The organism is Azotobacter beijerinckii (genome assembly GCF_900110885.1).
GTDB lineage: Bacteria > Pseudomonadota > Gammaproteobacteria > Pseudomonadales > Pseudomonadaceae > Azotobacter > Azotobacter beijerinckii.
On sequence record NZ_FOFJ01000102.1, the window covers coordinates 1 to 7,737 of the forward strand.

The 7,737-nt window shown below is 62.8% G+C and carries 3 protein-coding genes and 6 pseudogenes; 7 read left to right on the forward strand and 2 right to left on the reverse strand.

Translation table 11 applies throughout. From position 1 onward, the window contains the following. From BMY22_RS22130 to BMY22_RS25465, 7 genes and pseudogenes are all read left to right on the forward strand, one after another. A partial coding sequence (locus BMY22_RS22130) for a lambda-exonuclease family protein (protein WP_143068600.1) occupies positions 1-1,001 on the forward strand: 1,001 nt, incomplete at its 5' end. A gap of 293 nt (positions 1,002-1,294) precedes the next feature. Then, complete coding sequence (locus tag BMY22_RS22135; protein WP_090625450.1) at positions 1,295-1,576, forward strand: AbrB/MazE/SpoVT family DNA-binding domain-containing protein; 282 nt, start codon at positions 1,295-1,297, stop codon at positions 1,574-1,576. After that, the gene (locus tag BMY22_RS22140; protein WP_090625452.1) at positions 1,548-1,943 is read left to right on the forward strand and encodes a type II toxin-antitoxin system PemK/MazF family toxin; all 396 of its coding nucleotides are present in this window, start codon (positions 1,548-1,550) and stop codon (positions 1,941-1,943) included. The genes BMY22_RS22135 and BMY22_RS22140 overlap by 29 nt, the downstream gene beginning before the upstream one ends. 139 nt (positions 1,944-2,082) lie before the next feature. Next, positions 2,083-3,948, forward strand: a pseudogene (locus BMY22_RS24735) (CHASE domain-containing protein); the annotation flags it as partial. Continuing rightward, positions 3,922-6,736: pseudogene (locus BMY22_RS24740) on the forward strand (response regulator). The pseudogenes BMY22_RS24735 and BMY22_RS24740, both read left to right, overlap by 27 nt. 9 nt (positions 6,737-6,745) lie before the next feature. Then, a pseudogene (locus BMY22_RS24080) lies at positions 6,746-6,847 on the forward strand (IS6 family transposase); the annotation flags it as partial. A 44-nt stretch (positions 6,848-6,891) separates the two neighbouring features. Next, positions 6,892-6,975: pseudogene (locus BMY22_RS25465) on the forward strand (oxidoreductase); the annotation flags it as partial. A 137-nt stretch (positions 6,976-7,112) separates the two neighbouring features. On the opposite strand, the pseudogene BMY22_RS25470 reads toward BMY22_RS25465, so the two are convergent. Together BMY22_RS25470 and BMY22_RS22155 are read right to left on the reverse strand one after the other, a co-directional pair. Beyond that, a pseudogene (locus BMY22_RS25470) lies at positions 7,113-7,211 on the reverse strand (AraC family transcriptional regulator); the annotation flags it as partial. A gap of 145 nt (positions 7,212-7,356) precedes the next feature. Further along, positions 7,357-7,737, reverse strand: a pseudogene (locus BMY22_RS22155) (IS66 family transposase); the annotation flags it as partial.

The window sequence follows — 7,737 nt, forward strand, 5'->3', positions numbered from 1 at the left end:
TGCAATGGCGTCAGGAAGGTGTCAGCGCAACCAGTTGCGCCGTCATCATGGGGCACAACCCCGACAAGACGCCTCTCGAGCTCTGGAAGGAGCTGGTCGGACTGACGACCCCGCCCGACCTGTCGGTTGTTCCGCAGGTGAGGCGTGGCCAGAAGTTCGAGCCGCTGGCCCTGCAGATGTTCGAGGAGAAATACGGCCAGCTGGGCTTGCCGATCTGCGCCGAGTCGCAGGAGCACCCGTTCATTCGGGCCTCCTTCGATGGCCTGCTGGGTGAGGGTGCCCCCGTCGAGATCAAGAATCTCGCGGAGGACAATCATCTGCAGGTGCTGGCGCTGCGGGACAAGAGTCCGGCCCTCCAGCTCTATCGCTGGCAGGTCATGCACCAGCTGATCGTCTGCGGCGCGCGGCGCGGGTACCTGTGGTTCTGGTCGCCCAAGCACGAGCCGTGCTGCCTGGTGGTCGAGCGGGATGACCTGCTCATCCAGCGCATCGTCGAGGCAGAAAAAATCTTCTGGAACACGGTGGAAACCGGGACGCCCCCGGCAGCCGATCCCCTGCGGGATGTGCTGCCGATGGAGCAGACCGACGAAGCCGCCTGGAAGGCATTGGCGGAAAAGCGTCGCGAGCAGGAGGCCAGAGTGGTCGCCCTCAAGGCGCAGCTGAACGCGCTGCAGAAGGAGGCCGGCGAGCTGGACACCCAGCTCAAGCTCCTCGTGAGAGCGGCCGGGTTCCGCCGGGCCGACGCCTACGGAGTGAAGATCACCGTCTACGACACGGCAGGAACGATCGACTGGAAGGCGATTGCCGAGGAGATGGCCCAAGGGAAGGAAATTCCGGCGGACCTGATCCAGAAACACCAGGGCGACAGTGGCTGCCGGACGCGCATGACGGTAGATCCCCACTTCGACCCGAACCAGCCGGCACCGGTGCTTCGCATCCGCAAGCCGGCACAACCCGAACCGGAGGAGCAGCCGCCCTTTGCGGCCGGTTTCTGGTTCTGATGCAAACCCTCTTCAACCCGGCCTCGTGCCGGGTTTTTTTGCCCGCTGTTGGTCCCGTAGGATTAAAGGTTTATCCCATTGAATGGGAGCGGCCCACTGAGTCTTCCTGCATGAGGGACATGCCCCAAAGGCGTGGGTACATTGTAAAATAGCCTAAGGCGTATTACATTGTTGTCACGCCCGGCGAGTGGGCGGTAACCAACAATAACCACCCTTAACTCAGTAGGAAAACTGCAATTTCCGAGGTCCGGCCTACATACAGGTGACCTTCCAACATCAGAGGCTCTTTGACCATGATCACCCAAATCCGAAAGGTGGGTAACAGCGCTGGCGTTTTGATCCCTTCCGCCCTGCTCAAGGAGGTGAAGCTCACCGTTGGCGCAGAGATCGATCTGACCGTTGAAAACGGCGTTTTAAACATCAAACCCGTGAAGGCAAAACGGCAAGGCTCACGCGAAGTTTCTTTGAACTGGCTGCTCGCCGACTTTCAGGATGTCGAGGGCGAACTCATCCCGGGCGCCGTGGGCGCGGAGGTAATGGAAGACGATGAGCACGATCACCGAGCCTGTTCGTAAACGGCTCAAGCCGGGCGATCTGATCAGGATCGCCCTCGACCCTACCGTGGGTTCGGAAACCCAGAAAACGCGTCCGTGCATCGTGATGACGGAGCAAGCCCTGAATGCGGTAAGCCGGACCATTATCGTGGTGCCCTTGTCCACGGGGGGCGGGCCGATCATGCGGCTGTTTCCCGTCCTCGACCCGACACAGAACGATTGTGGAATGCAGGGATCTGCGGTGCTCACCCAGATGCGGGCGCTCGATCCGGTTGCCCGGCAAGGCCAGTTGCTCGGCAGGATCACCGACCCGGCGTTCCTTGAGGCGGTCAGAGTGAATCTGGCCGCCGCGCTCGGCATCACCACAGATCTTCTCGACCCACGCTAGGCTTTGTTGACGTATCAGTGTATCCATAGCAGAGCCGCTGCAAAGGCCAGCATTCCCATGAAATGGCTGGCCTTCTTCTCAAACATGTGGCGATCCGCTAACGTAAAATCCAAGTCAAGAGTGCCATACAAGCCCACCTATGACTAAAGTTCCCAAGCTTTCCCAAGCATCGCTTTGGACATGTGGCACGTTGCTCACTGGCCTGCTCTGCAGCACCCTTGCTTCTTGGCAACTCTCACGCACCAATGAGGCGCAAATCCGGGAAACCGTCGCCAAGGCCGCCAATCGGATAGCGGACGACATCGTCGAGCGTATACGTCTTTATCAGTATGGGCTGCGCGGCGTCCGTGGCGCGATCGTCACTGCCGGCGAAGAAACGATCACTCGCGAGCAGTTCCGCCGCTACAGCCAAAGCCGCGATATCGATGCCGAGTTTCCCGGTGCGCGCGGCTTCGGCTTCATTCGCCGCGTATCGGAGGCCGACGAAGCCCATTTTCAGGAGCAGGCACGGGTCGACAACAAATCCGATTTCGCCATCTACCAGTTCAATCCCCATGCCGGCGACCGCTATGTGGTCCAGTACCTCGAGCCGGTCGAACGCAACGGCCCAGCCATAGGCCTGGACATCGCTTCGGAACGCAATCGAAGCGAAGCGGCCGAGGCGGCCATGCGCTCGGGGAAGGTACGTCTGACCGGCCCCATTACCCTGGTTCAGGCCAACGGCAATCCGCAGCAGTCGTTCCTGATCTTGATGCCGATCTACCGTACAGTACGGACGCCGGCCAGCGTAGCTGACCGGGAGGCCGAACTGTTCGGCTGGAGTTTCGCGCCACTGGTGATAGAGGAGGTTTTATTCAGCCTGAGGTTGGACAAGGCGCAGGCTCGCCTGCATCTGTACGACGTGACCAACGCCGGAGAGGCCGAACAGTTCTACGACTCCGGCGACAGCGCTTTTCCCAAAACCTTCAGTGAGAGCCTGCAGCGCGAGGTGTTCGGCCGGCACTGGCAGATCGACTTCGGTGTCGGTCCGCTGTTCGTACAACAAATGCACCTGCCGTCGCCCGAGCTGGTGCTGCTGCTCGGTGGGCTGGTCAGCTTGCTGGCGGCAACCCTGGCCCGCGTGCTGGGCATCAGCCAGCAACGCCGCCGGCAGATCGCTTCCGAGCAGGCACGGCTAGCGGCCATCGTCGAGGGTTCGGCCGACGCCATCATCGGCACGGACCTCGTGGGAGTGGTCACCTGCTGGAACAGTGCCGCCGAACGACTGTTCGGCTACACGACCGACGAAGCCCTGGGGCATCTCCTGCGCGATCTGGTGGTTCCGCGGGAATTGCTGGCCGAGGAGGCCGATATCCTGGCGCGCATCGGTCGCGGTGAACAGATACTGCCCTTCGAAACCCGGCGCCGTTGCCGCGACGGCCACTCGATCGAGGTTTCCGTCACCGTTTCACCGATCCGCTCGAGCACTGGGCAGGTAGTGGGCGCCTCGGCAACCGTACGGGATATCTCTGCCCAGAAGGCCGCCGAGTCCCGCATCCTCGAACTCAATTCCAGCCTGGAAGCGCAGGTGGTAGAGCGCACGGTCGAACTGCGCCAGATCAACCTGCTATTGGGCTCCGTGCTGCAATCCGCCTCCGAGGTATCGATCATCGCCACCGACCTGGATGGCACGATCCGCGTATTCAACCGTGGGGCCGAACGTCTGCTGGGCTATCGCGCCGACGAGATGGTGGGCCAGTGCACGCCCATGCTGATCCACGACTGCAGCGAGGTGGCGGCTCGCGGCGCCGAGCTAGGTGCAGAAATCGACAAGCCCGTCGAGGGTTTTCGGGTCTTCGTGTGTAAACCCGAGGTTGAGGGTTCGGAAACCCGCGAATGGACCTATGTGCGCAAGGATGGAACGCGCTTTCCGGTCAGCTTGGTGGTCACGACCATGTGCGACGAGAACGGCCAGAACCTCGGCTACCTCGGCATTGCCGTGGACATCACCGAACGTAAGGCTGCCGAACGAGAGCTGGCCGCCAGCCTGGCGACCACACAGGGGATTCTCGACACCGCCATCAACCCGATCATCACCATCGACGCACGAGGTACAGTGCGCTCCTTCAATCCTGCCGGAGAACGGGTGTTCGGCTACCGCCGGGAAGAAGTGGTCGGGCACAACGTCAAGATGCTCATGCCCGAGCCCTATCGCAACGCACACGACGGCTACCTCGAGCGCTACCTGCGCGAAGGCACTCAGCAGGTGATAGGCATCGGCTGCGAAGCCATCGGGATGCGCCAGGATGGCTCGGTATTTCCGATACAACTCTATGTCGGCGCCATGAAGGTCGCCGGCGAGCCGATGCTCGTCGGCATAATCGTCGATATCAGCGAGCAACAGCGACAACAACGCGAGCTGACGGCGACGCGCGACCAGTTGCTGATGGCCTCCGAGGCGGCCGAGCTGGGTATCTGGACCTGGACCCTCGCCGACGACTCGCTGCAATGGAACGAGCGCATGTTCGAACTTTACGACCTATCGCCGACGCTGCGCGACAGCGGCCTGAACTACGGGCACTGGCGTTCGCGGCTACACCCCGAGGATCGCGAAGCCACCGAGGCCCTGCTGCAGGCTTCGGTCGAAGGGCGCGACCATTACGGCCCGACCTTCCGCGTCCTGCGCCCGGATGGCCAGATACGCTACATCCAGGCCGGTGGTCGAGCGCGATGTCTCCGGCAAGGCCCTACGCGTCATCGGCATCAACCGCGACATCACCGCCCAGCGCGAACAGGAAAGCCACCTGCGACAGGCCAAGGAGCAGGCGCTCGCCGCCAGTGCGGCCAAATCGTCGTTCTTGGCCAACATGAGCCACGAGATCCGCACCCCGCTGAATGCCGTGCTGGGCATGTTGCAACTGCTCCGGCAGACCGAGCTGAATCAGCGCCAGCATGAGTATGTGACCAAGACGCAATCGGCAGCCAAATCGCTGCTCGGCCTGCTCAACGATATCCTCGACTACTCCAAGATCGAGGCCGGCAAACTGCAACTCGACCCACACCTCTTCGAACTGGAAACCCTGATGCGCGATCTGGCCGTCGTGCTGTCCGGCGACCAGGGGCAGAAGGATATCGAGGTGATGTACGACCTCGACCCGTCGCTGCCGCTCCAACTGATCGGCGACAGCCTGCGTCTGCAGCAGGTGCTGATCAACCTGGCCGGCAATGCCCTCAAGTTCACCCTGCAGGGCCAGGTGGTGCTCAGCATTGCCACGCTGAATCGCTCCAGTGACACCGTTCGCCTGCACATTGCCGTCAGCGACACCGGCATCGGCATCAGCGCCGAGCAGCTCGAACGCATCTTCGAAGGTTTTACCCAGGCAGAGGCTTCGACCACCCGCCGCTTCGGCGGCTCCGGTCTGGGACTGGTCATCAGCCAACGCCTGGTCAGACTGATGGGCGGCGAACTGCAAGTACAAAGCGAGCCGGGCAAGGGCAGTCTCTTCTGGTTCGACCTCGACTTTGCCGTACCGCAGGATACGCCCTCGAAAACCGCCGCCCCGGCCACCACCCGGTCCGTCCATCTCCTGGTGGTCGACGACAATCCTCTGGTTGGCGAACTGCTGATGCGCACCGGGACCGCCCTGGGTTGGCGTGTCGAATATGCCAGCGGCGGCACCGAGGCGGTCGAGCGGGTGAGCGCAGCGCAGCAGCGCGGCACCCCCTACGACGTGGTGCTGATGGATTGGCGCATGCCCGATCTGGATGGGCTCAGCGCGGCGCAACTGATCCAGGAGCATGCAGGCGAAAACCGCCCGCCGGTGGTACTGATGATTACCGCCTACGGGCGCGAGGTGCTCGCCGACGTGCAGAAGGATGGACGGGCGCCCTTCGTCGACCTCCTCACCAAACCCGTCACTCCCCAGCAACTGGCCAATGCCGTACAGCGCGCCCTCGCCGGCAATGCGTCTCCCTTCCCCAGCCAGCCGCTACGGACGACACGTCCACAACGCCTGAGCGGCGTGCGTCTGTTGGTCGTGGAGGACAACGCCCTCAACCGCCAGGTGGCGGCCGAACTGCTCGGCAACGAAGGGGCCGACGTGGAGCTGGCGGAAGATGGACTGCAAGGGGTGAGCCGGGTATTGGCGGCCGCCCCACCCTACGACCTGGTCGTCATGGATATGCAGATGCCGGGGATCGACGGCCGGGAGGCGACCCGGCGCATCCGCTCGGACCGCCGCTTCGCCAGCCTGCCGATCTTGGCGATGACGGCGAACGTCTCGGCAGCCGATCGTGAAACCTGCCTGGCGGCCGGAATGAACGAGCATGTCGGCAAGCCGATCGACCTGGAAGAACTGGTCGCGGCGATTCTGGCCCTGACCGGGCGCAAGCCCCTGCCCTCCCCGCAACAGCCGGAGCGGAACGAGGCGACCGACATCGAGTCCGTCGACTCGCTCCTCAGCCGCTTTGGCGGCAATCTCGAACTGTTTCGCGATGTGTTCGCCAGTTTCCGGCCCGAAATGGGCAAGATGCTCGATGCGCTCGAGGCGTACCTTCGGGAACGGGACATCGAGGGAGTTGCCGCCGTGCTGCATACCATCAAGGGTTCTGCCGGCACCCTGGGAGCCAGTGCGCTGGCCGCTCATGCCAGCGAACTCGAAACCAGGCTGAAAGGAGCCGATACCCAGTCGGCGGTCGACTTGCTTAAACCGCCGGTCCTGGACGAACTGAGACAATTGCTGGCAAGAGCCGCCGACCGGATCGAGGCGGCAATCGACTCCATACGTCCCCAAAGCGGCGACGCTCCCGAATAAACATGTACTGTCACCGACAAGCTCAGGAGTTACGCGGCGGCGAACAGGTAAATAGGGTTGAGCGTCGAACACCGCCAGCACAAGGGGTTGAACAACCGGGTGGAGAATTCGCTCTTGCGCTGAATCCCGGTGGACTTGTGGACAATACACTGCCAATGGCCAGTGGCATCTTTGCCTCTGAGGCGGCCGCACTGCCGTTCCGGAAGCACACGCCGCTACAGCGCATTGGCCAGCCAGAGGAAGTCGCCGACGCGCTGGTCTGGCTGCTCTCCGACGAGGCGCGCTTCATCACCGGCCAACGCCCCTGCTGGTCGATGGCGTTTTCACGCTGGGTGGACTGCGCCCCTGGTTCAACAGCTTCGTCGCGGAACACATCGGATGACCGGGCCCGATACTCGCGCGGCGAGCATTTCATGATGCGCTTGAACGCACTGCCGGACTCGTAGCCCAGCTTCTGCGCGATGGAAGAAATCGTCACATGGTTGCTTCAGACCGGCTTCCTCGCGCCCGCCGATCAGAAAGAACGCATCGGCGCTGCCGTGTAAGCGGCCGGGCATTACACCTTGCTGGCAGGTTTCCAGTTGTGCGGCAGCAGCTCAGTGAGCTCGCTGGCCTTCTGCGTCGGCAGCCGGGTCGATGGCCGTGCCTTCATGCACCAACCGGCGCTGGGCGAGCATCCAGCCGTGCAGGGCATCGGCGATGGGCTTGGCTTTTTCCTGGCGTATTCGCTGTCGCTCGTCGGGCGGCAGGTTGCGCACCTCACGCTCGATGTCATACAGCTGACCGATGTAGCGCAGAGCCTGTTCGGCCAGCTGACTCTGGTTGGCGACCTGCAGGTCGTAGAACTTGCGCCGGGCATGGGCCAGGCAGCCGATCTCGGTCACCCCCAGCTCGAAGCAGGCCTTGTAGCCGGCGAAGTCGTCGCAGACCAGCTTGCCTTTCCAGTCGCCCAGGAAGGTGCGGGCATGCTCGCCGGCACGGCTGGGGCTGAAGTCGTAGAC